Genomic DNA, 19,635 nt, shown 5'->3' with positions numbered 1-19,635 from the left:
AGCTGCATAATATTTTGATACGGTTAGAACAGGCTAAAAAAGCCGGTAATGCCGTCGCTTCACAAACACATAATGATAAAAATCAGGAATAAACATGTCGCAAAAATCTCAAATCGGCTTGGCCGCGCTGACGGCCTTGGTTATCAGTTCCATGATTGGTTCGGGTATTTTCAGCCTGCCGCAGAATATGGCTGCCGTTGCAGGTTCGCAGGCTTTGCTGTTGGGTTGGCTGATTACCGGTGTGGGCATTATCTTCCTCGGCCTGTCATTTTCGGCCTTGTCCAAACTTAAGCCCGAATTGGATGGCGGTATTTATACGTACGCCCGCGACGGCTTCGGCGATTTGATGGGTTTTTTCTCGGCGTGGGGCTATTGGCTTTGCACCACGGTCGGTATTGTCGGCTATTTGGTGGTTGCGTTTGAAGCAGTAGGCGGATTTGTCGATACGCCGGACAACGTGATTTTCGGCAAAGGCAACACATTTGCTGCTTTTGTTGGAGAATCAGTAATTGTGTGGCTGATTTACTGGTTGGTGGTGCGCGGTATTAAAGAAGCGGCAGGAGTGAACCTGATTGCGATGGCAGTCAAAGTATTTCCGCTGATTTTATTTATTGGTATGGCAGCCTATTTCTTTCAAACCGAAGTGTTTATGTCCGATTGGACAGGGGCGAGCCTTGCTACGCCTGAAAATCCTGATGTCAGCCTGATGACGCAGGTGAAAAACACAATGCTGATTACGCTGTGGGTGTTTACCGGTATTGAGGGTGCGGCGGTTTTGTCCAAGCATGCGCGAAGTCGTGCTGATGTCGGTCGAGCAACCATTATCGGCGTCAGCTTGACGCTGGCCATGTATGTGGCAATTACCGTCTTGGCTCAAGGCATTTTGCCTCGTGCGGATATTGCAGCAATGGCTAATCCGTCTATGGCGGGCGTGTTGGCGCACATGGTCGGCTCTTGGGGTAAAGTGTTGATTTCTTCCTGCCTGATTGTGTCTGTGCTGTCGTCTTATTTAAGCTGGACGCTGTATGCGACCGAGATTCCGCACATGGGTGCGAGAAACGGCGCATTTCCAAAATCGTTTATCCCGTTGAATAAAAACGAAGTGCCGCAGGGTTCATTGATGTTTACCACCTTGACCGTGCAGTTTTGCCTATTGCTGGTGTGGTTAAAAGGCGAGGATTATTCTGCCTTGCTGATGGTATCGACTTCCATGATTTTGATACCATATTTGTTAATTGGTGCATATCTGCTCAAATTATCGCTGACACAAAAGGCCGCGGCGAAATACCGTCTTATCGGCGCGGCAGCAACGCTTTATGCGGCTTGGATTGTCTATGCGGCAGGCACGGAATATTTGCTGCTTTCAGTCTTGCTCTATTTGCCCGGCGTATTACTGTTTTTCTATTCGCAAAAGAAACACTACGGAAATTGTCAGTTCAACCGTATGGAAAAAGCCGTATTGGTATTGCTGTTGATTTTGGCTGTGCCGGCCGTACAGCAGTTTGTCGCTAGCTTACAAGTGTAAGCAGAAAGGTTTGAAAAAGGCCGTCTGAAATCCAGTTTCAGACGGCCTTTTATTGATAAAACCGATTCAATATCGCATCATTTTGCTGTCTACCTGCATTGCCCAAGCATCAATACCGCCTTGCAGGTTGTAGAGGTTTTCAAATCCGGCGTCTTCCAAATACATTGCCGTGTGCAGGCTGCGGATGCCGTGGTGGCAATAGACAACAATGGGTAAATCATCGTCGGGCAGCTCGTTTTGGCGCAGGGGGATGAGGTTCATCGGGATATGAATGGCGGCGGGCATGGTGCAGATGGCGCGTTCTTCATCGGTGCGGACGTCGAGCAGATGAAATGCGCGGCCTTCGTCCTGCCATTGTTTCAATTCGGTGGGCGAGAGTTGGATGATGTCGGTCATAGGGTTGGGTAAAAGCATGAGGCCGTCTGAATTTTCAGACGGCCTGTTGTTTAAAAATCGAAATCGCCAAACGGATTGGCCGATTTGTCTTCCAAGTGTGCCACGACGGTGTCAAATAATACTTTTTCGGAAAACTCATTGCCGTTACGCGTCAGCAAAAGCACGCGTTGTACCGGTTTGCGACCGACAATGACCACCATGCGGCCGCCATCTTTCAATTGCTCTTTTAAGATTTCAGGTACGCTGTCTACTGCGCCGCCCACATAAATCGCATCAAAAGGAGCGCCTTGCGATGCTTCGGTCAGGCCGTTGTTTTGCACATAATCGACGTTGGTAAAGCCCAATTCGTCCAAAACTTTTTTGGCGCGTTGCTGCTGCTCGGCGTCGATGTCGTCGGTCACGACTTTGCCGGCCAGTTTGGACAGCAGGGCGGTTGCATAGCCTGAGCCTGTACCGATTTCTAAGACAGTTTCGTCTTTTTTCAGTTTCAAGCCTTGAGCCAGGCGGGCAACGACTTTGGGTTCCAACATCTTATGGCCGTTGGTCAGCGGCAGCTCCATATCTGCATAGGCCAAACCTTGAAAAGCCTCGCCGACAAAATGTTCGCGCTCGATCTCCTCTAAAGCATCCAAAATGTCGAAGTCCAAGACATCCCACGGACGAATCTGCTGTTCAACCATATTGAAACGCGCTTTTTCAAAGTCCATATTTGTGCTCCGTTCAATTCTTAATTTTATCGAAGCATACATTATAAATCCTTGTCGGAGAGTGTGCCATCTTTCAGACGGCCCCGGAGGCCCGTTAATAATTGCCAAGCGCACATATATCCACTAAACTTTCACATTACACGACGCTACAGCAAGCAACAACCAACACACGGAGCAATAAAGATGTATCACCAAATCGGAATGTGGGACCAAAAATGGGTTATCGGCAACTGGAAAATGAACGGCCGACTCCAAAACAACAATGCACTTATGCACCGCTTCCGTGTCATGCCAACCGCAGAACGCGTGTTAATCGGCCTGGCTGCTCCGACCGTTTATCTGTTGCAACTGCACAACGCCATGCAGATTGTTTTGAACAACCGCATCTTGACCTGTGCGCAAGACGTGAGCCGTTTCCCAAATAATGGCGCGTACACTGGCGAAGTGTCCGCTGAAATGCTTGCCGACATCGGTACAGATATCGTCCTCATCGGCCACTCCGAGCGCAGCCTTTATTTTGGCGAGAAAAACGAAATCCAACGCCGCAAAATGGAAAACGTCCTCAACGTCGGCCTGATTCCATTGTTGTGCGTCGGCGAAAGTTTGGAAGAACGCGAAGCCGGTAAAGAACACGAAGTCATTGCCCACCAGCTTTCCATCCTGCAAGGTTTGAACACCAAAAACATCGCCGTTGCCTACGAGCCGGTTTGGGCGATCGGTACAGGCAAAGTCGCCACCGTCGAACAAATCGCCGACATGCACGCATTTATCTACAAAGAAATCTTGTCTTTGTGCGGAAGCGATGTTAAAATCCGCGTTCTTTACGGCGGAAGTGTGAAAGCGGATAACGCGGCCGACATCTTCGCAGTACCTCATGTAGACGGCGCATTGGTTGGTGGCGCGTCATTATCATATGACTCCTTTACCGCCATCATCAACGCAGCACAAGCCTCGTAGAAAACATATGGAAGCCTTTAAAACCCTTATCTGGATTATTAATATTATTTCCGCTCTATTCGTAATCGTGTTAGTATTGCTGCAACACGGTAAAGGCGCGGATGCCGGCGCAACATTCGGTTCCGGCAGCGGTAGCGCGCAAGGCGTATTCGGTTCTGCCGGTAATGCCAACTTCCTCAGCCGCTCGACTGCCGTTGCTGCAACATTTTTCTTTGCGACTTGCATGGCGATGGTGTATATTCACACTCACTCCAGTAAGCATGGTTTAGACTTCAGCGATGTGAAGCAGACCCAGCAAGCTCCTAAGCCTGCAACGCCTGCACAAAACAATACAACTCCTGTTGCTCCGAATCCTCAGCAGCAGTAAGACAATTTAATTTATGCCGACATGGTGGAATTGGTAGACACGCTATCTTGAGGGGGTAGTGGCCATAGGCTGTGCGAGTTCAAATCTCGCTGTCGGCACCACATTAGGAAATCTAACCGCTTTTTAGCGGTTATTTTTTCGTCTTGAGAATCTGCCTTTCATTTATCTTTAGGCCAAGACAGGGAAATACAATGAAGCGTTTGGTTGTCGGCATCAGCGGTGCCAGCGGTTTTCAGTATGGCGTGAAGGCTTTGCAGCTTTTGCGTGAGCATCAGGTAGAAACGCATTTGGTGGTTTCGCAAGGGGCGGAGATGACCCGTGCTTTGGAAACGGATTACACTAAAGAAGACGTTTATGCTTTGGCGGATGTCGTGCATTCCGTCCGTAATGTCGGGGCAAGTATTGCCAGCGGATCGTTTTTGACGGATGGAATGTTGATTGCGCCGTGTTCAATGAAAACCTTGGCTTCGGTTGCTCACGGGTTTGCCGATAATTTGCTCAGCCGTGCGGCGGATGTAACATTGAAAGAGCGGCGCAGGCTGGTGTTGATGGTGCGTGAAGCGCCGTTAAACTTGGCACACATCGACAATATGCGCCGTGTAACAGAGATGGGCGGCATTGTGTTTCCTCCCGTTCCGGCTCTGTATCAGAAGCCAGAATCCATCGAAGATATGATTACACACAGTGTCTCTCATGCTTTGGACTTGTTCGGTATTTTTCAAACCGATGCGCCGCGCTGGCAGGGCTGATGTTTCAGACGGCCTGAAAATAAATTGAATACACTGAGAAAGAGGATAAAATCATGCAAGCGATTCCTACCAATATCGTTAAATTTTTGAGCAATCATCATGTCGTCAGTATTGCCGCTGCGGCAGACGGCGAAGTTTGGGCGGCTTGTTGTTTTTATGTGTTTGATGAGGCGAATGCCCGATTGATTGTGTTGACTTCTTTGAAAACGAAACATGGCGGAATGATGAGCCGTTCTGCCAAAGTAGCCGGTACCATTGCCGGTCAGCCTGACAGTATCACAAAAATCAGCGGCATTCAGTTTGCGGCGACTGCCGCTTTGATTGAGAATGAAGCGGATTTGAAAGCGGCGCAGTCTTTATTTTACAAAGCGCATCCTGCTGCTCGAGTGATGAAAAGTGATGTCTGGGCGTTGAATTTGGATAATGTAAAATTCACTGACAATAAATTGGTATTCGCACAAAAAACGTACTGGAATCGCGAGGATTAAGAAAAGGCCGTCTGAAAGATGAAATTTCAGACGGCCTTTGGTAAGGTTACAAATTAATCGTGTCCGAGCTCGACAGTTTTGTCTTTGTAACGTGTATCAGGAACCAAAACGATTTTCTCGTCCACTTTGCCGATGGCTTTCACGTCTTTGCCCGGATAGTCCAGCTGGTGCAGGAAGTAGCGGATACAGTTCAAACGTGCACGTTTTTTGTCGTCGGAGCGGATGATGACCCAAGGCGCGTCGCCGGTATGGGTGTGGAAGAACATGGCGTTTTTGGCTTCGGTGTAGTCGTCCCAGCGGTCGAGCGACTGGATATCCACAGGGGACAGTTTCCAGTGTTTCAGTGGGTCGTCACGACGGGAGATGAAGCGGCGGAGTTGTTCTTCACGGGATACGGAGAACCAGAATTTGAACAGATGGATACCGCTGGCAACAAGCATACGTTCCAATTCAGGAGTTTGACGCATGAAGAGCAGGTATTCGTTAGGTTCGCAGAAGCCCATTACGCGTTCTACGCCTGCACGGTTGTACCATGAGCGGTCGAAGAATACCATTTCGCCTGCGGTCGGCAGGTTTTGGATGTAGCGTTGGAAATACCATTGGCCGCGTTCGGTAGTGGTTGGTTTTTCCAAAGCAACCACGCGCGCGCCACGCGGATTCAGGTGTTCCATGAAGCGTTTGATGGTACCGCCTTTACCGGCTGCGTCGCGGCCTTCAAACAGGCTGACAATACGCTGACCGGAATCTTTAACCCAGCTTTGTACTTTCAACAATTCGATTTGCAGCTTCTGTTTTTCTTTTTCGTAAACAGAGCGGCGCATACGTTGTTTGTATGGGTAGTTGGCAGGAAGCGGTGCGCTGCTGGAATCTTCGTCAGTGCCGCGTCCTTCGTGTTCCAAAACAGCCTTTTCGAATACTTGCAGCTGGTCTTGTTTCTCGCCCAGTTCAACATTCTCGAACGGTTCTAATTGGTGGTCTGCCATAAAGTCTCCTTATCGATTAAGTTTTAAATGATATGGTGTGGTATGGTTTGATTCTACCCTTTTATACTTCGTTCGACTACATAAAATTACATTCGAGTGCTTTTTTTGAATTTGTCTGCTAACTTATGTAAAAGCAGCGTATAATCAGCCTATTTGTACAGCAATCATGCCTTATTTCGCCCTGTTTGACGATGCCGTGAGCGGCCGAGCAAAACTCTATCAAAATCATGTAGAAAGCCATCGGTTTTATCATAACGAACTGGATTCGTTAACAAGTATTTTGCAAGCCGGCTGGAAAAAGGGTTTGCATGCAGTGTTGTTTGCAGACTACGAATTCGGATTGCCACTGATGGATATTTCATCCGCGCACAGTGGCAATTTGCGTTTGCACTGGTTTGCCGATTGTTCCGAAATCGATGCCGAAAGCTGGCTGGCCAATCATTTAGACGGCCTGGCGGCAGGCATCTCCACTCCCCGATTCTCCATATCCGAAGCCGATTATCTCGAGCATATCCGCCAAATCCACGAGGCCATCCGCCGTGGCGATACCTATCAAATCAATTACACCGCACGCCTGCACCTGCAAACTTACGGCAATCCGATTCAGCTTTACCGCCGTTTGCGCCAGCCTGTGCCGTATGCTGTTTTGTCTTGTCTGCCCGACGGGGCAGGGCAGGAAGCGTGGACTTTGTGTTTTTCTCCCGAACTTTTCCTCAAAATCGATTCAAACGGCCTGATTACAACCGAGCCGATGAAGGGCACTGCGCCGATTCTTCACGATGGGCAAGATGAACGCCGCGCCGTTGAATTGCAAAACGACCCGAAAAACCGCGCCGAAAATGTGATGATTGTCGATTTGTTGCGCAATGACCTCGGCAAAATCGCGCAAACAGGCAAAGTACGCGTGCCTGAACCGTTTAAAGTTTCCCGTTTCGGCAGTGTTTGGCAGATGACCAGTGCCATCGAAGCGCAGGCGCTGCCTGATGTTTCGGTTGCCGATATTCTCCGCGCAGCCTTCCCGTGCGGCAGTATTACTGGTGCGCCCAAACGCATGAGTATGCACATTATTGAGTCTCTTGAGTCCGAACCGCGTGGTTTGTACACAGGCAGCATTGGCTTTTTGCATCCGTGCGATACAGGTTTGGGGTTTGAAGGTGTGTTTAATGTTGTGATCCGCACCTTATCCCTGAAGCCCGTTTCAGACGGCCTTTATCAAGGTGTTTATGGCGTGGGTTCGGGGATTGTGATTGATAGCGACCCTGAAGCCGAATATCGCGAGTGCGGTTGGAAGGCGCGTTTTCTGAATGACTTGCGGCCTGATTTCGGTATTTTTGAAACCATGCGCGTGGAATACAAACAATGCCGTTTGCTCGATTTGCACTTAGGCCGTCTGAACAGATCGGCACAAGCGCTCAACCTGTCTTGGCCTCAAAATGCAATAGAGCAAATTCAACATTATATAGATGAGTTGCCAAGTGGGTTATTTAGAGTCAAAGCAGCTTTGTTTTCAGACGGCCTTTCATTGAGCCATGGGGCTGTTTCTGAATTGGATGGGCAGCAATACGTCATCCTGAGTGAACACACATTAAACCAACGCGATTATCTACGCCGTTTCAAAACCACACGCCGTGAAATTTTTGACCAAGCATGGAAAACGGCAGAAGGGCAGGGTGCATTTGACAGTCTGTTTTTCAATTCAGACGGCCTTTTGTTAGAGGGTGGAAGAAGCAATGTGTTCGTCAAATATCAAGGACAATGGCTCACGCCGTCTTTGGATTTGGATATTTTGAACGGGGTAATGCGCCAAGCGGTATTGAAGCAGTCTCAGCTATATTTAGGTGCAGATACAATCAAGGAAGCCCACATCACGCGCGCTATATTGGAAAATGCGGAAGAAATCCGTTTGAGTAACGCTTTAAGGGGCGTGTTTGCGGTTTCGCTCCGTAAATAAATGGCAATAGTCAAATCATCGTGATTCAAATTGTCGTAAAGCGGCAATATCCGATAGAATACGTCATTTCAACAATGAGGTCGTCTGAAAGGGAAAACAATATGGCAAAAGCAAAAGGTGGATTGGGACGCGGTTTGGATTCGCTGATTTCCAATGCAGTGGACAGCAGCAGTAGCGACCGCCTGACAACGGTTGCCATCGCCGATATTCAGCCCGGCCGTTATCAGGCGCGTGTGCAAATTGATGACGAAGCTTTGCAGGAATTGGCCGATTCCATTAAAGCGCAAGGCATTATCCAGCCGGTTATCGTACGCGAACGTGGTTTGTCTCAATATGAATTGATTGCCGGAGAACGCCGTTGGCGCGCTTCCCAGTTGGCCGGTTTGACCGAAATTCCCGTCGTCATTAAAACCATCAGCGACGAAACTGCGTTGGCCATGGGTTTGATTGAAAACTTACAACGTGAAAACCTGAATCCGATTGAAGAAGCGCAAGGTTTGAAACGCCTTGCCGATGAATTCGGCCTGACTCATGAAACCATCGCAAAAGCCGTCGGTAAAAGCCGTAGTGCCATCTCCAACAGCCTGCGTCTGTTGAGCCTGCCTGAGCCGGTTCAGGAAATGCTTTACCAACGCCGTCTGGAAATGGGTCATGCCCGCGCGTTGCTGACCTTGCATGTGGTTGACCAATTGGAGTTGGCACAAAAAGCCGTCAAAAACGGTTGGTCGGTACGCGAGGTAGAGCGCCGCAGCCAGTTGGCACATCAAAAAGCCAAACCGGAAGCAACCAAAACCATTAACCCGGATATCCGCCGCATCAATGATGCATTGACCGAGCATTTGGGCGTTAATGCCGAAGTCAAAACCAGTAATCAGAAAAAAGGCAAAATCGTGCTGCATTTTGATACGCCGGAAACATTCGAATATTTGCTGAAGCAGTTAGGCATCAATCAAGCGTTCTAACGGCTTTATAAACAGAACGGGCCGTCTGAAAAAAGCTTTTCAGACGGCCTCAATTTTTGAAAAAGCGTAGAGCGTATAAATGTTTACAATACAAATCAAAATCTTCTGTAAAATCTGTGTAGCAACATGTAATTTGTGTTAAACTCCGTTCCTGCAAAGATTTGTTTTATATGTGTTAATCATTTATCTGTGAAAGGTTCACAAAGATTAACATATTGCTTGACGTTAATAAACTTCTTGATTATATTAATTTACCTTGCGTTTTGGGGTGTGAAGTACAATGAATCAGATAGTCCCATTGCAAGTGATTGTATTGTTAATAATTTCAGTTGTTTGTGCGTTATTTTCCGGATTGCCCGGCTTCCTCTCTGCTTTTGCGGGAGGATTTTCGTACATTTTGCCTACCCTAGTTGCAGTTTTACTTTTAAAGTTTTCCCGACGAAATCCTGATCTGCAAAGTTCGATGTTTATCGGCGGAGAGGTTTTAAAAGTAGTGCTGTCGCTGGTATCTATGTTGGTCGTTTTTGCGATATGGCATCGATCACTGGTATTTTACCCATTTTTATTGGCGTTTCTTGGCGTCAGTCATTTGGTTTTTTTAGTATTGTTGAGAGTGAAACACTATGGCAGGTGAAACTATGACCGCTGCCGACTACATCAAGCACCACTTGCAAAGCTTGACCAGTATGTCGGATGTTACTCAGGGTCAAGGACTGAAAAACATTGCTGATTTTTCGTTCATTAACCTTGATGCAATCTTTTTTGCCGTTCTGTTGGGCGTAATCGGCAGCTTCCTTTTGTGGCGCGGTGCCAAAAAAGCGACGGCCGGTGTTCCCGGTCGTTTCCAAGCGGCTGTTGAAATTCTGTTCGAATTCGTGGATGACATGTGTAAAAGCATTATCCATAACGAACAATCGCGTAAAGCCGTTGCCCCGTTGGGTCTGACCTTATTTGTCTGGATTCTCTTGATGAACGCCATGGATATGCTGCCGGTTGATTTGCTGCCGATGGCATGGCAAGGCATTACCGGTAATCATCATGCCCTGTTGCGCGTCGTGCCGACAGCTGACTTGAATACGACTTTGGCTCTGGCGATTGGCGTATTGCTGATCTGTATTTACTACAATGTCAAAATCAAAGGCCTTGGCGGTTGGATTCACGAGTTGTTCTGCGCACCTTTCGGTCCGTGGCTTGCTCCGGCCAACTTCCTGCTGAACTTGGTAGAGTTCTTGTCCAAAACCGTATCCCACGGTATGCGGTTGTTTGGTAATATGTATGCTGGCGAGCTGGTGTTCCTGTTGATCGCTCTGTTGGGCGGTGCATGGGCGTCAACCGGCAGTGTCGAAACTTTGGATCCGATTTTATTTGTGTTCCACCTGATTGCCGGTTTGGCTTGGGCGATTTTCCACATTTTGGTCATCACCTTGCAGGCATTTATTTTCATGGCGTTGGCGTTCGTATATATCGGACAGGCGCATGATGCACACTAATCAAGTAGTTTTTTTGTAGTTTGTTTTTTGTAGTTTAACCTTTACTATTTTAAGGAGTTTAAAAATGGGTTTGATTGCTATCGCATGTGGTTTGATCGTTGCCTTGGGCGCATTGGGTGCCTCTATCGGTATTGCAATGGTTGGTTCTAAATACTTGGAATCTTCTGCTCGCCAACCTGAGCTGATCGGTCCTCTGCAAACCAAACTGTTCTTGATCGCTGGTCTGATCGACGCGGCTTTCTTGATCGGTGTGGCTATTGCCCTGTTGTTCGCCTTCGTTAACCCGTTTAGTGGTGCGTAATCAAGACGGAGCGATCCGTTCAGATACAGGCTTGCCGTCTGTTTGATTAACCCAGATACGAAGGTTAAGTAACGTGAATATTAATGCAACCTTATTTGCGCAAATCCTAGTTTTCTTTGGCTTGGTATGGTTTACGATGAAATTCGTATGGCCTCCGATCGCCAAAGCATTGGATGAGCGTGCCGCAAAAATCGCCGAAGGCTTGGCTGCTGCCGAGCGCGGTAAGAGCGATTTTGAGCAGGCAGAGAAAAAAGTTGCAGAACTTATGGCCGAAGGGCGTAATCAGGTAACCGAAATGGTTGCCAACGCCGAAAAACGTGCTGCAAAAATTGTAGAAGAAGCCAAAGAGCAAGCTTCTCATGAAGCAGCACGCATTGCAGCCCAAGCAAAAGCTGATGTAGAGCAAGAAGTTAACCGTGCACGCGAAGTGTTGCGCGAACAGGTCGCTTCATTGGCTGTTAAAGGTGCGGAATCTATCCTGCGTAAAGAAGTCGATGCTTCCAAACATGCAGATCTGCTCAGTGCCTTAAAACAGGAGCTGTAATCTTATGGCAGAGTTCGCAACGATTGCCAGACCTTATGCGAAAGCATTGTTTAGTCTGGCTCAGGAAAAAAACCAAATCGAGTCTTGGTTGGGCGAACTGAAAGAACTCGCAGCGGTTGTTCAGGATGAGAAAGTCATTGCTTTCATCGAGCAGCCGGAAACGGGAGCTTCCGAAAAGGCAGAAACGCTCAAAGGTCTTGTCGGTATCAAAAATGTCGAATTGGCAAATTTTATTACCGTTTTGGCCGAGCAAAAGCGTTTGCTGGTATTGCCGGAAATTTATGCCCAATATCAAGATTTGACCTTGATACACAACAATACGAAATCGGCAGTAATTTACAGCGCGTATGAGCTCAGTTCTCAGCAGCTGGCCGATGTTACCGATATCCTGACAAAACGCTTCAACAGCAAATTGGATGTGGTAGCTAAAGTTGCCCCTGAATTAATCGGCGGCATCAAAGTAGAAGTGGGTGATCAGGTCTTGGATTTGTCCGTACAAGGCAAACTGAATGCTTTGTATGCGACTATGACAAATTAGGAGAGTTTTCATGCAGCTTAATCCTGCTGAAATTAGCGATTTGATTAAAGCTAAAATCGAAAATCTGTCCGTCAATGCAGAAGTGCGTACCCGTGGTACCGTTGTTTCTGTTACAGACGGCATTGTGCGCATTCATGGCTTGTCAGACGCGATGCAAGGTGAGATGCTCGAATTCCCCGGTAACACTTTCGGTCTGGCCATGAACTTGGAGCGTGACTCCGTCGGTGCCGTAGTGTTGGGTGAGTACGAACACATTAAAGAAGGCGATACAGTTACCTGTACCGGCCGTATTTTGGAAGTGCCGATCGGTCGCGAACTGGTTGGCCGTGTGGTTGATGCATTGGGTCGTCCTATCGATGGTAAAGGTCCAATCAACACAACATTGACTGCTCCAATCGAGAAAATTGCACCGGGTGTGATTGCGCGTAAATCGGTTGACCAACCAATGCAAACCGGCCTGAAAGCCATTGACTCTATGGTTCCGGTTGGTCGTGGTCAACGTGAGTTGATCATTGGTGACCGTCAAACCGGTAAAACTGCCGTGGCACTGGATGCCATCGTTAACCAAAAAGGTACAGGCGTTATCTGTATTTATGTGGCTATCGGTCAAAAAGCATCTTCTATTGCCAACGTAGTACGCAAATTGGAAGAGCATGGCGCGATGGAGCATACCATCGTGGTTGCTGCAACTGCTTCTGAAGCCGCTGCACTGCAATACATCGCTCCTTACTCCGGTTGTACCATGGGTGAATTCTTCCGTGACCGTGGTGAAGATGCGTTGATCGTATACGATGACTTGTCTAAACAAGCCGTTGCATACCGTCAAATTTCTCTGCTGTTACGCCGTCCTCCTGGCCGTGAAGCATATCCTGGCGACGTATTCTATCTGCACTCCCGTCTGTTGGAACGTGCAGCCCGTGTCAGCGAAAACGAAGTTGAAAAACTGACCAATGGCGAAGTAAAAGGCAAAACCGGTTCTCTGACTGCGTTGCCAATTATTGAAACCCAAGCCGGTGACGTATCAGCATTCGTACCAACCAACGTAATCTCGATTACAGACGGCCAAATCTTCTTGGAGACCGACTTGTTCAACGCCGGTATCCGTCCTGCAATCAATGCCGGTATTTCCGTATCGCGCGTAGGTGGTGCAGCACAAACCAAAGTCATCAAAAAACTGGGTGGCGGTATCCGTTTGGCGTTGGCACAGTACCGTGAATTGGCAGCGTTCTCGCAATTTGCTTCCGATTTGGACGAAGCAACGCGCAAACAGCTGCAACACGGTGAAGTAGTTACTGAATTGATGAAACAAAAACAATTCAGCACATTGAACACTGCCGAAATGGCATTGACTTTGTGGGCGATCAACAACGGTTCTTACGCAGATGTTCCGGTATCCAAAGCCTTGGCTTTCGAAGCAGAATTCTTGAGTTTCGTACGTACGCAACATCCTGAGGTTCTGGAAGCGATTAATGCATCAGGCGCAATGTCTGACGAAAGCGAAAAAGCATTGACCGAAGCCATGAAATCTTTCAAATCTTCTTACGCTTACCAAGCATAAGTATTGAGATGAAAGGAGTCTGAAATGGCAGTCGGAAAAGAGATTCTCACCAAAATCCGTAGTGTTCAAAATACCCAAAAGATCACTAAAGCGATGCAAATGGTGTCGACCTCTAAAATGCGGAAGACTCAAGACCGGATGCGCTTAGCGCGTCCGTACGCCGAAAAAGTGCGTACAGTGATGAGCCATCTTGCACAAACTAATGCCGATCATGGTATCAAATTGTTGGAGCCGCACCGCGAAGTGCGTCGTGCCGGTTTCATTTTGATTACCTCGGACAAAGGTTTGTGCGGTGGCTTGAACGCAAACGTACTGAAAAAGTTTTTGGCGCAAGTTCAAGAGTATCAGGAACAAGGCATCGAAGTCGAAGTCGTGTGCCTGGGTAGTAAAGGTTTGGCTGCATGCCAAAGCATCGGTTTGAATGTTATTGCCAGCGCAACCAATTTGGGTGATACCCCAAAAATGGAATTGCTGCTCGGCCCTCTGACCGAAATCTTCCAACGTTATGAGAAGCATGAATTAGACCGTATCCATATGGTTTACTCACGTTTCGTCAATACAATGCGCCAAGAGCCGCGTATGGAAGTTTTGCTGCCTATCGGTGAAAACGTTATTGACGACGGAACAGGTCATTCTTCATTTACTTGGGAATACCTCTACGAGCCGAGTCCTATCGCCGTATTGGAATATTTGGTTCGCCGCTATTTAGAGTCTGTGGTTTATCAGGCATTGAGCGACAACATGGCATCTGAACAAGCCGCGCGTATGGTAGCGATGAAAGCCGCAACCGATAACGCAGGTAATGCCATTAAAGAATTGCGCTTGGTGTACAACAAATCGCGTCAAGCCGCGATTACCACAGAATTGTCAGAAATTGTAGCAGGTGCAGCGGCAGTTTAATGCCGTCTGAAGCCTGAACAGGAAATTAGGATACGATAATGAGCCAAGGCAAAATCGTACAAGTTATTGGTGCGGTGGTTGACGTGGAATTTCCACGCGACGCTATCCCGCATGTTTACGATGCCCTGAAATTGGACGAGAACGGTCTGACTCTGGAAGTTCAACAGCTTCTGGGTGACGGCGTTGTCCGTACTATTGCAATGGGTAGTTCAGACGGCCTGAAACGCGGTATGTCTGTAAGCAATACTGGTGCGCCAATCACTGTACCGGTAGGTAAAGGTACATTGGGTCGTATTGTCGACGTATTGGGTACGCCTGTTGATGAAGCAGGTCCGATCGATACCGACAAGAGCCGTGCTATTCACCAAACTGCTCCGAAATTCGACGAGTTGTCTTCAACTACCGAATTGTTGGAAACCGGTATTAAAGTGATCGATTTGCTGTGTCCGTTTGCTAAGGGCGGTAAAGTAGGTCTGTTCGGTGGTGCCGGTGTGGGCAAAACCGTGAACATGATGGAATTGATCAACAACATCGCCAAAGCGCACAGCGGTCTGTCCGTGTTCGCAGGTGTGGGTGAACGTACCCGTGAAGGTAACGACTTCTACCACGAGATGAAAGATTCCAACGTATTGGATAAAGTAGCCATGGTGTATGGCCAAATGAACGAACCTCCAGGCAACCGTCTGCGCGTTGCTTTGACCGGTTTGACTATGGCCGAATACTTCCGTGACGAAAAAGACGAAAACGGTAAAGGTCGCGACGTATTGTTCTTCGTCGACAACATCTACCGTTACACTCTGGCCGGTACCGAAGTATCTGCACTGTTGGGCCGTATGCCTTCTGCAGTGGGTTACCAACCGACATTGGCTGAAGAAATGGGTCGTTTGCAAGAGCGTATTACCTCTACCCAAACAGGTTCCATCACTTCCATCCAAGCCGTATATGTACCTGCGGATGACTTGACTGACCCGTCTCCAGCGACAACTTTCGCCCACTTGGACGCGACCGTCGTATTGAGCCGTGACATTGCATCTTTGGGTATTTACCCGGCAGTTGACCCGCTTGACTCTACTTCGCGCCAATTGGATCCGATGGTATTGGGTCAAGAGCATTACGACGTAGCGCGCGGTGTACAGTCTACTCTGCAAAAATACAAAGAATTGCGCGACATTATTGCCATTCTGGGTATGGACGAATTGTCTGACGAAGACAAACTGACTGTGATGCGTGCCCGTAAAATTCAACGCTTCCTGTCTCAACCGTTCCACGTTGCAGAAGTGTTTACAGGTTCTCCAGGCAAATATGTCGCCCTGCGCGATACCATTGCCGGCTTTAAAGCCATCTTGAACGGCGAATACGACCATCTGCCTGAACAAGCGTTCTACATGGTAGGCGGCATCGAAGAAGCAGTTGAGAAAGCGAAAACCTTAAACTAAGGAGGTCGGCATGAGCGTCATGCAAGTTGAAGTGGTCAGTAGCGAGCAAAACATCTATTCGGGCGAAGCCAGCTTTGTGGTGGTTCCGACCGTTCAAGGTGAGCTTGGTATTTATCCACGACACGAGCCGATTATGAGTTTGGTACGCCCCGGCGCATTGCGTTTGACTGTTCCGGGTGAAGCTGAAGAAGTGCTGGTTGCCGTTTCCGGTGGCGTTTTAGAAGTACAGCCTGATAAGATTACCGTATTGGCAGACGTTGCCGTCCGCAGTACCGAAATGGATCAGGCGCGTGCTGAAGCAGCTAAAAAAGCAGCCGAGGCAGGTGTTTCTGCAGCCAAAGATGATAAATCTCTGGCCGAAGCGCACAAAGCATTGGCAGCAGCCATTGCCCAGCTGAAAACTTTGGATTACCTTCGTTCGCAAAAAAACAAGTAATGTGGGTTCATCAAGAAAAAGCACAACGAAATGTTGTGCTTTTTTATTTGCCTGAAGATAAGCAGCTTGGTATTGAAATGTCGATAGATGAGTAGATGGCAAACTTGAAATCGGAACGGTAGAACCGGTTTTTATGACTCAATTGTTGGCGGATCATTTTCAAAGCAGTTAGTCTTGTTATTTGGCTAAGAATAGCCTACTCAATCTTTTTTAACCACAAAAAGCAGGGTGGATAATTCCTAATTTATTGCAACCGCAACAGATCTGAATTGATCAGTATTGAAAATATTAGAATTTGCGGAAGCCCTTGTATAAACAAAAGGCCGTCTGAAACTTTTCAGACGGCCTTTAAACCATTATTACGGTATTCATTTATGATTGGTCGATGGTTTTATCCAGTCCTTGGGTCAGACCGTTGATGTCGCCACCATTCAGTCCCAACTCTTTCAATAGACCGTCAACCAACGGAGCTTGGCTGCGGTAGCGCAGGGCGCTGTTGACCATTTGATCGGCAAGGCTGGCTTGTGTGGTTTGGCCGTCTGAAACACCTTCCGCACCGTTTGCACCACCGGCAAAGCCACCCAGACCATTGACTTGCAAGATTTTGATGTCTTCGATTTTTTCCATCGGGCGGACGGATTCGCGGATGATGTCCGGCAGGTGTTTTAAGAGGGCAAGGCGGACTTGCATTTCAACCTGTTCAACGCTCAGGACGTTGGCAGCCTCGTTTACAGCGCGGGTACCTTCTGCATCAACCTTGTATTGTTGCTCTTGCGCTTGCGCCAACAGAATTTTGGCATCTGCCTCACCTTTGGCTTGCAGGCGGTGTTTTTCGGCTTCGGCTTCGGCGGCAATACGCACGGCTTCTGCGCGGTCTTGTGCGGCTTGTTTTTCGGCTTCGGCAGCAACAGTGAGCGAAATCGCATCTTTTTGCGCGGCTTCTTCTGCGGCAATCAATTCAACCGCTTTGGCACGCTCGGCGCGTTCGGTTTCGCGTACGGTAATCACGCTCTCTTCTTCGCGAACGGCGGCGGCGCGGGCTTTGTCGGCTTCGGCTTTGGCTTCGGATTCAGCACGCGATTTTTCGGCAACGGCGATGGCGCGGTCTTGCTCGGCCAATTCGATGGCTTTGCGGCGTTCAACCTCGGCCTGCTCAACGGCTTGGGCTTTTCTAATGTCTTCGTTTTTAATGTCGCGTTCGGCGGCAATGCGTTTCAAATCCACTTCGCGTTCAGCCGCAATTTTGGCTTCTTCCGCTTCACGTTTTTTCTGAGATTCTTGTTCGGCAATGCTGGCCTCTTGTTCGGCACGGCGGACGGCAATCTCACGCTCTTGTTCGAGTTTGGCGTATTCTTCTTCGCGCGAGATTTTCAGGCGTTGCTGCTCGGCTTCGAGGTTTTTGGTTTTGATTGCCAAATCGGTGTCTTGTTCGATTTCGTTACGTTTTTTGCGGCGGCCTTCGATGGTTTCGGTCAGTTTGGTCAAACCTTCCGCGTCAAAGGCGTTTTGCGGGTTGAAAAATTCGAAGCTGGTTTGGTCGAGGCCGGTCAGGGAAACGGTTTCGAGTTCGAGACCGTTTTTGAACAAGTCTTCACTCACGACTTGTTGTACTTTCTGAACGAAATCAACACGTTTTTCATGCAGTTCTTCCATCGCCATTTCGGCGGCAACGGCGCGTAGGGCGTCAACAAATTTACCTTCGACGAGGTCTTTCAACTCATCGGGAGACATGGTTTTCATACCCAGTGTTTGTGCGGCGGTCGCAATGCTCTCGGCGCTGGGTTTAACGCGGACGTAAAATTCCGCCATCACGTCAACGCGCATCCGGTCGCGGGTAATCAGCGCTTGTTGGGCTGCGCGGCGCACTTCAAGGCGCAGTGTATTCATGTTGACGGGGATGATTTCGTGCAATACAGGCAGCACCATCGCACCGCCGTTCATGATGACTTTTTCGCCACCAAAACCGGTGCGGACAAATGAGACTTCTTTGCTGGCACGGCGATACAGACGGGTCAGGATGAGGCCGAGTACAAACAGCGCGACGAGTATGACGCCGGCGATAGTGCCGATGGAGACCAAATTCATGGTTTTTCCTTTCTTCTTGTTAATATGCCTTTGGGGGCGGTGGATTCAGAAAGCTTTGAGGGAAGGAAGCCGTCTGAAAGGGTTAAAAATATGGGTTGAAATAATAGAGTGGTTGTTTTTCTATATTGTTATTTCGGATTTCTAGATGGTGAGGATAGGGCGGTAAAGTATCTATTTTTACCGTATCGATAAATCAGCGGTTTCAGACGGCCTTAATCTACCAAGCTGCCGCTCGGATTCAAAATCGCTTTAAATGTATTTCCATCCAACGACACCAGCAATACCGCATCGCCTTGTTTCAATACATCTTCAGAGTCAGGCTCTACCATCACATAATGCTGTTGGCCGTAAGCATCTTTTACGCGCGCCTGCGCCGCATTGCCTAGCCGAGCTTCGCCCAACACCACCGTGCCGACGCGCCCGATTAAACTTTCCTGAGAAACGGCCGTGGTTTCATCTTTCGGCATAATTTTGTACAAACTGCTAGCTGTTACGCGCACCAAGGGCAGGGAAAGAAACCAAACGATGACTGCTGCCAGCGTGCCATTCAGATAACTGCCGAATACAGTGGCAAAGGCCGTCTGAAACAGATAACCCGTCAGTCCGTATACGGCAAGAAACACCACCATCAACATCAATACCGGGATACGTCCGACATACAGCCAGCTCAGGAAACGCACGAATATGCCTGCATCCGCCACATCCAATCCTACCTCGGCGTGTGCAGTTTCGGTCAGGCTGTCTGGCAACAGGTTGTCCAACCAGTCGCTGATACCGCCTGCCAGCATGGAAATGACTTCCAACACACCGAGCAAAACCATCAGCGCAATGGCAATGCCGAAGATTTCAGTTTCGGGGGCGTTGATTAGATTCCACATATTGCATTTCCTTATTCTTTTTAATTTTCAGACAGCATATATTTTATTTTAAAGTTAAGCAGATTGGATATGGGTTTTTATTAATTTGTCGTAACTGACAGGATTTTTCCCAATCCGTCATCTTTTTGTTATTGAGGTGTGTATGGTTTTCTTTTTTCAGACGGCTCCGTGAAGATAGAGGCCGTCTGAAACTGCGATTTTCTCAATATGGCTTATGATTTCGCTTTCAATGCCGCCAATCTTTCGGCAATGCGGTTGTTGCGGCTTAAGTCTTCCAGTTCTTTCAGCTTGGCCAACTGCGCCGCATCGGTGCTGCTGTGTACCGAGTTTTGGCGACCCATCACACGGTCGAAGGCATTGCCGCTTTTTTCGGCATCACGGGCA

Annotated in this window: 21 protein-coding genes, 1 tRNA gene and 1 pseudogene; 17 read left to right on the top strand and 6 right to left on the bottom strand. The window is 48.4% G+C overall.

What is annotated here, in order from left to right:
* The first annotated feature begins 94 nt into the window (after positions 1 to 94).
* The gene (locus ACTHUM_RS04215; protein ID WP_049336020.1) at positions 95 to 1,525 is read left to right on the top strand and encodes a basic amino acid/polyamine antiporter; all 1,431 of its coding nucleotides are present in this window, start codon (positions 95 to 97) and stop codon (positions 1,523 to 1,525) included.
* A gap of 66 nt (positions 1,526 to 1,591) precedes the next feature.
* On the opposite strand, the gene ACTHUM_RS04210 is transcribed toward ACTHUM_RS04215, so the two are convergent.
* Together ACTHUM_RS04210 and ACTHUM_RS04205 are read right to left on the bottom strand one after the other, a co-directional pair.
* Complete coding sequence (locus ACTHUM_RS04210; RefSeq protein WP_440361236.1) at positions 1,592 to 1,921, bottom strand: rhodanese-like domain-containing protein; 330 nt, start codon at positions 1,919 to 1,921, stop codon at positions 1,592 to 1,594.
* Positions 1,922 to 1,971: 50 nt separating this feature from the next.
* Positions 1,972 to 2,628: a protein-L-isoaspartate O-methyltransferase family protein gene (locus tag ACTHUM_RS04205; RefSeq protein WP_039861872.1), complete on the bottom strand. Its 657-nt coding sequence runs from the start codon at positions 2,626 to 2,628 to the stop codon at positions 1,972 to 1,974.
* 183 nt (positions 2,629 to 2,811) lie between these two features.
* On the opposite strand from ACTHUM_RS04205, the gene tpiA reads away from it, so the two are divergent.
* The 5 genes from tpiA to ACTHUM_RS04180 all read left to right on the top strand — a co-directional run bounded on the left by tpiA (position 2,812) and on the right by ACTHUM_RS04180 (position 5,189).
* Positions 2,812 to 3,585: a triose-phosphate isomerase gene (tpiA, locus tag ACTHUM_RS04200; RefSeq protein WP_004519014.1), complete on the top strand. Its 774-nt coding sequence runs from the start codon at positions 2,812 to 2,814 to the stop codon at positions 3,583 to 3,585.
* 7 nt (positions 3,586 to 3,592) lie between these two features.
* A complete protein-coding gene (gene secG / locus ACTHUM_RS04195; protein WP_004519013.1) occupies positions 3,593 to 3,952 on the top strand; it encodes a preprotein translocase subunit SecG in 360 nt (119 codons plus the stop codon).
* A gap of 15 nt (positions 3,953 to 3,967) precedes the next feature.
* Positions 3,968 to 4,053, top strand: a tRNA-Leu gene (locus ACTHUM_RS04190).
* A gap of 90 nt (positions 4,054 to 4,143) precedes the next feature.
* Positions 4,144 to 4,701 carry a UbiX family flavin prenyltransferase gene (locus tag ACTHUM_RS04185; protein WP_004519012.1) on the top strand — a complete coding sequence of 186 codons (558 nt, stop codon included), beginning with the start codon at positions 4,144 to 4,146 and terminating at the stop codon, positions 4,699 to 4,701.
* Between the two features lie 53 nt (positions 4,702 to 4,754).
* Positions 4,755 to 5,189, top strand: coding sequence for a pyridoxamine 5'-phosphate oxidase family protein (locus tag ACTHUM_RS04180; RefSeq protein ID WP_004519011.1), 435 nt, complete (start codon positions 4,755 to 4,757; stop codon positions 5,187 to 5,189).
* A 53-nt stretch (positions 5,190 to 5,242) separates the two neighbouring features.
* Here the strand turns inward: ACTHUM_RS04180 and ppk2 are convergent, their stop codons facing one another.
* Entirely contained in the window at positions 5,243 to 6,172 is a 930-nt protein-coding gene (ppk2, locus tag ACTHUM_RS04175) for a polyphosphate kinase 2 (protein ID WP_004519010.1), read from the bottom strand.
* A 166-nt stretch (positions 6,173 to 6,338) separates the two neighbouring features.
* Here ppk2 and ACTHUM_RS04170 point away from each other — a divergent pair, with 166 nt between their 5' ends.
* The 11 genes from ACTHUM_RS04170 to ACTHUM_RS04120 all read left to right on the top strand — a co-directional run bounded on the left by ACTHUM_RS04170 (position 6,339) and on the right by ACTHUM_RS04120 (position 16,288).
* Entirely contained in the window at positions 6,339 to 8,123 is a 1,785-nt protein-coding gene (locus ACTHUM_RS04170) for a bifunctional chorismate-binding protein/class IV aminotransferase (protein WP_004519009.1), read from the top strand.
* A 101-nt stretch (positions 8,124 to 8,224) separates the two neighbouring features.
* Positions 8,225 to 9,085, top strand: coding sequence for a ParB/RepB/Spo0J family partition protein (locus tag ACTHUM_RS04165; RefSeq protein ID WP_039861871.1), 861 nt, complete (start codon positions 8,225 to 8,227; stop codon positions 9,083 to 9,085).
* Positions 9,086 to 9,365: 280 nt separating this feature from the next.
* Entirely contained in the window at positions 9,366 to 9,719 is a 354-nt protein-coding gene (locus ACTHUM_RS04160; protein ID WP_049336018.1) for an ATP synthase subunit I, read from the top strand.
* Complete coding sequence (gene atpB / locus ACTHUM_RS04155; protein WP_003748099.1) at positions 9,709 to 10,575, top strand: F0F1 ATP synthase subunit A; 867 nt, start codon at positions 9,709 to 9,711, stop codon at positions 10,573 to 10,575. Before ACTHUM_RS04160 ends, atpB begins: the two co-directional genes overlap by 11 nt.
* A gap of 64 nt (positions 10,576 to 10,639) precedes the next feature.
* Entirely contained in the window at positions 10,640 to 10,876 is a 237-nt protein-coding gene (gene atpE, locus ACTHUM_RS04150) for a F0F1 ATP synthase subunit C (RefSeq protein ID WP_004519005.1), read from the top strand.
* 73 nt (positions 10,877 to 10,949) lie between these two features.
* Positions 10,950 to 11,420 (top strand): F0F1 ATP synthase subunit B, encoded by a 471-nt coding sequence (locus tag ACTHUM_RS04145; protein ID WP_003708446.1) that lies wholly within the window; start codon positions 10,950 to 10,952, stop codon positions 11,418 to 11,420.
* A gap of 4 nt (positions 11,421 to 11,424) precedes the next feature.
* Complete coding sequence (locus ACTHUM_RS04140; protein ID WP_004519004.1) at positions 11,425 to 11,958, top strand: F0F1 ATP synthase subunit delta; 534 nt, start codon at positions 11,425 to 11,427, stop codon at positions 11,956 to 11,958.
* 10 nt (positions 11,959 to 11,968) lie between these two features.
* A complete protein-coding gene (gene atpA, locus ACTHUM_RS04135; RefSeq protein ID WP_003676111.1) occupies positions 11,969 to 13,516 on the top strand; it encodes a F0F1 ATP synthase subunit alpha in 1,548 nt (515 codons plus the stop codon).
* Between the two features lie 24 nt (positions 13,517 to 13,540).
* On the top strand, positions 13,541 to 14,416 hold the full coding sequence (atpG, locus tag ACTHUM_RS04130) for a F0F1 ATP synthase subunit gamma (protein WP_004519003.1): 876 nt from the start codon (positions 13,541 to 13,543) through the stop codon (positions 14,414 to 14,416).
* Positions 14,417 to 14,454: 38 nt separating this feature from the next.
* Positions 14,455 to 15,852 (top strand): F0F1 ATP synthase subunit beta, encoded by a 1,398-nt coding sequence (gene atpD / locus ACTHUM_RS04125; RefSeq protein ID WP_003748111.1) that lies wholly within the window; start codon positions 14,455 to 14,457, stop codon positions 15,850 to 15,852.
* A 10-nt stretch (positions 15,853 to 15,862) separates the two neighbouring features.
* Complete coding sequence (locus ACTHUM_RS04120) at positions 15,863 to 16,288, top strand: F0F1 ATP synthase subunit epsilon (RefSeq protein ID WP_004519002.1); 426 nt, start codon at positions 15,863 to 15,865, stop codon at positions 16,286 to 16,288.
* A gap of 372 nt (positions 16,289 to 16,660) precedes the next feature.
* Here the strand turns inward: ACTHUM_RS04120 and ACTHUM_RS04115 are convergent, their stop codons facing one another.
* From ACTHUM_RS04115 to ACTHUM_RS04105, 3 genes and pseudogenes are all read right to left on the bottom strand, one after another.
* Entirely contained in the window at positions 16,661 to 18,373 is a 1,713-nt protein-coding gene (locus ACTHUM_RS04115) for a flotillin family protein (protein ID WP_004519001.1), read from the bottom strand.
* Positions 18,374 to 18,585: 212 nt separating this feature from the next.
* Entirely contained in the window at positions 18,586 to 19,251 is a 666-nt protein-coding gene (locus ACTHUM_RS04110) for a YqiJ family protein (RefSeq protein WP_440361221.1), read from the bottom strand.
* A 212-nt stretch (positions 19,252 to 19,463) separates the two neighbouring features.
* A pseudogene (locus tag ACTHUM_RS04105) lies at positions 19,464 to 19,635 on the bottom strand (PspA/IM30 family protein); the annotation flags it as partial.

This window comes from Neisseria sp. P0021.S006, assembly GCF_051956895.1.
Note: the sequence above shows the minus strand (reverse complement) of the source record. Positions and strands in the feature narration are given on the sequence as shown.

Bases quoted from the DNA above. Each gene is read 5' to 3' on its own strand.
- ACTHUM_RS04215 (WP_049336020.1), top strand. From the start codon at position 95: ATGTCGCAAAAATCTCAAATCGGCTTGGCCGCGCTGACGGCCTTGGTT.
- ACTHUM_RS04210 (WP_440361236.1), bottom strand. From the start codon at position 1,921: ATGACCGACATCATCCAACTCTCGCCCACCGAATTGAAACAATGGCAG.
- ACTHUM_RS04205 (WP_039861872.1), bottom strand. From the start codon at position 2,628: ATGGACTTTGAAAAAGCGCGTTTCAATATGGTTGAACAGCAGATTCGT.
- tpiA (WP_004519014.1), top strand. From the start codon at position 2,812: ATGTATCACCAAATCGGAATGTGGGACCAAAAATGGGTTATCGGCAAC.
- secG (WP_004519013.1), top strand. From the start codon at position 3,593: ATGGAAGCCTTTAAAACCCTTATCTGGATTATTAATATTATTTCCGCT.
- ACTHUM_RS04185 (WP_004519012.1), top strand. From the start codon at position 4,144: ATGAAGCGTTTGGTTGTCGGCATCAGCGGTGCCAGCGGTTTTCAGTAT.
- ACTHUM_RS04180 (WP_004519011.1), top strand. From the start codon at position 4,755: ATGCAAGCGATTCCTACCAATATCGTTAAATTTTTGAGCAATCATCAT.
- ppk2 (WP_004519010.1), bottom strand. From the start codon at position 6,172: ATGGCAGACCACCAATTAGAACCGTTCGAGAATGTTGAACTGGGCGAG.
- ACTHUM_RS04170 (WP_004519009.1), top strand. From the start codon at position 6,339: ATGCCTTATTTCGCCCTGTTTGACGATGCCGTGAGCGGCCGAGCAAAA.
- ACTHUM_RS04165 (WP_039861871.1), top strand. From the start codon at position 8,225: ATGGCAAAAGCAAAAGGTGGATTGGGACGCGGTTTGGATTCGCTGATT.
- ACTHUM_RS04160 (WP_049336018.1), top strand. From the start codon at position 9,366: ATGAATCAGATAGTCCCATTGCAAGTGATTGTATTGTTAATAATTTCA.
- atpB (WP_003748099.1), top strand. From the start codon at position 9,709: ATGGCAGGTGAAACTATGACCGCTGCCGACTACATCAAGCACCACTTG.
- atpE (WP_004519005.1), top strand. From the start codon at position 10,640: ATGGGTTTGATTGCTATCGCATGTGGTTTGATCGTTGCCTTGGGCGCA.
- ACTHUM_RS04140 (WP_004519004.1), top strand. From the start codon at position 11,425: ATGGCAGAGTTCGCAACGATTGCCAGACCTTATGCGAAAGCATTGTTT.
- atpA (WP_003676111.1), top strand. From the start codon at position 11,969: ATGCAGCTTAATCCTGCTGAAATTAGCGATTTGATTAAAGCTAAAATC.
- atpG (WP_004519003.1), top strand. From the start codon at position 13,541: ATGGCAGTCGGAAAAGAGATTCTCACCAAAATCCGTAGTGTTCAAAAT.
- atpD (WP_003748111.1), top strand. From the start codon at position 14,455: ATGAGCCAAGGCAAAATCGTACAAGTTATTGGTGCGGTGGTTGACGTG.
- ACTHUM_RS04120 (WP_004519002.1), top strand. From the start codon at position 15,863: ATGAGCGTCATGCAAGTTGAAGTGGTCAGTAGCGAGCAAAACATCTAT.
- ACTHUM_RS04115 (WP_004519001.1), bottom strand. From the start codon at position 18,373: ATGAATTTGGTCTCCATCGGCACTATCGCCGGCGTCATACTCGTCGCG.
- ACTHUM_RS04110 (WP_440361221.1), bottom strand. From the start codon at position 19,251: ATGTGGAATCTAATCAACGCCCCCGAAACTGAAATCTTCGGCATTGCC.